Raw genomic sequence first — 1,916 nt, 5'->3', positions numbered from 1 at the left:
GCGCCCGCCAGCCCATGGGTCGTGCGGCGCCGCAGCTGCGGCGCGTGAAGCGGCGGCGCGCGGGGCGGGGGTCAGCCCTTGACGGCGCCCTGGAGGCCGCTGACGATCCGCTTCTGCATCGTCAGGAAGAAGACGAGCGCAGGGATGACGGCCAGCGACGTGAACGCCAGCACGCCGGCGGTGTCCGACGCGTACTGCGTCGAGAAGTCCGCGACGCCGAGCGGCAGCGTCTTCATCGCCGAGTCGTTGAGGATCAGCAGCGGCAGGAGGTACGCGTTCCACGAACCGACGAACGCGAGCACGCCCACCGTCACCATGCCCGGCCCCGACAGCGGGACGAGGATCCGCCAGAAGAACCCGATGCGGGACGCGCCGTCGATGGACGCCGCCTCCTCGAGCTCCTTCGGCAGCGCCTGGAGGAACGGCCGCAGGATGACGACCGTCACCGGCAGCGCGAACGCCGCCTGCGGCAGGGCGACGCCCCAGAACGTGTTGACCAGGCCCAGGTCCCGGATCTGCAGGAACAGCGGGATGATCGCGACCGTGGCCGGGAACAGCAGGCCGAGCACGAAGACCATGTAGAGGCCGTCGCGTCCCTTGAACCGGTACCGGGCCAGCGGGTACGCGGCCATGATGCCCAGCACGACGACGACCGCGGTCGTGATGAGCGCGATGATCGTCGAGTTGAGCGCGTACCGCCAGAAGTTGCCCCCGGTCAGCACGTTGACGTAGTTCTGCCAGACCCACGGGCTCGGCAGGCCGACGGGGTTCTCGGCGAGCTGCCCGTTGGAGCGGAAGCCGCTGATCACCGCGTAGACGACGGGCGCCAGCACCGCGACCGCGACCACCACGGCGGCGACGTAGACGAGGGGACCGACGCGACGTCGGTCGGCGCGCACGCGAGCCACGCGCGGACGCGAGCCCCGGGGCGGGGCGGCGACGGCGGTCATCGGGACACCTTCCTGCGGCGGCGGACCACGGACGCGTCGTCCGAGTCGTTCCGCTGGATGAACGTCTGGTACAGGATCGCGAGGATGAAGGAGATGGCGAACAGCAGCACCGCCACGGCCGACGCGTAGCCGTACTGGCTGCGCTCGGTGCCCTGGTTGATGAGGTAGGTCGCCATCGTGACGGTCGCGTTCGCGGGGCCGCCCTTCGTGAGGATCCACACCATGTCGAACAGCTGCAGCGAGCCGATCATCGACAGGAAGATCCAGGTGCGGATGGTGGGGCCGAGCAGCGGGATCGTGATCTTGCGCTGCACCTGCCACCACGAGGCGCCGTCGATCGACGCGGCCTCGTGGAGCTCCTCCGGCACGCCCTGCAGGCCGGCGAGGAGCAGGACGATCGCGAGGCCGACGTACTTCCACGTCAGCACCCCGATGACCGTCCAGAGCGCGAACCCGGGGTCACCCAGCCAGACCTGCTTGACGAACCCGAGCCCGACCGCGTCGAGCACGGCGTCGAGCGGGCCGTTCGGCTGCAGCAGCAGCGCCCAGATGACACCCGCCACGACCTCGGCCAGCACGTAGGGCACGAACACGATGACGCGCATCGCGGTGCGGCCGGGGAAGCTGCGGTTGAGCAGCAGGGCGATCGCGAGACCGATCGGGAGCTGGATCGCGATGGACAGCGCCACGATCAGGAGGTTGTTGGTGACCGCCCGCTGGAAGATCGTGTCCGCGAGGGCGTTCGCGTAGTTCTGGAACCCGACGAAGTCGTCCATCGGGCCGAGGCCGTTCCACTTGAACATGGAGTACCGGCCGGCCTGCACGATCGGCACGACGACGAACACCGCGAACAGCACGAGAGCCGGGGTGACGAAGAAGGCGATCTCGAGCCGCTGGCGCCACTGGCGCGAGCGGAACCGGGCGTCCGGGTCGCGCGTACCGGCCGCCGCCGGCCAGGCCGATGCC

General features: G+C 70.0%; 2 protein-coding genes. Both read right to left on the bottom strand.

All coding sequences use genetic code 11. The features are described 5' to 3' along the window. Positions 1–71 precede the first annotated feature (71 nt). Positions 72–950, bottom strand: a complete 879-nt coding sequence (locus tag ACFUMH_RS19035) for a carbohydrate ABC transporter permease (protein WP_378209199.1) — start codon at positions 948–950, stop codon at positions 72–74. Beyond that, a partial coding sequence (locus tag ACFUMH_RS19030; protein WP_378209198.1) for a carbohydrate ABC transporter permease occupies positions 947–1,916 on the bottom strand: 970 nt, incomplete at its 5' end. The genes ACFUMH_RS19030 and ACFUMH_RS19035, both read right to left, overlap by 4 nt.

Source organism: Cellulomonas sp. NPDC057328 (assembly GCF_042667215.1).
Taxonomy (GTDB): domain Bacteria; phylum Actinomycetota; class Actinomycetes; order Actinomycetales; family Cellulomonadaceae; genus Cellulomonas.
This window is presented reverse-complemented; position numbering and strand designations above follow the sequence as displayed.

Excerpts from the sequence above, each read along its gene's own strand:
- ACFUMH_RS19035 (WP_378209199.1), bottom strand. The coding sequence starts at position 950 with ATGACCGCCGTCGCCGCCCCGCCCCGGGGCTCGCGTCCGCGCGTGGCT.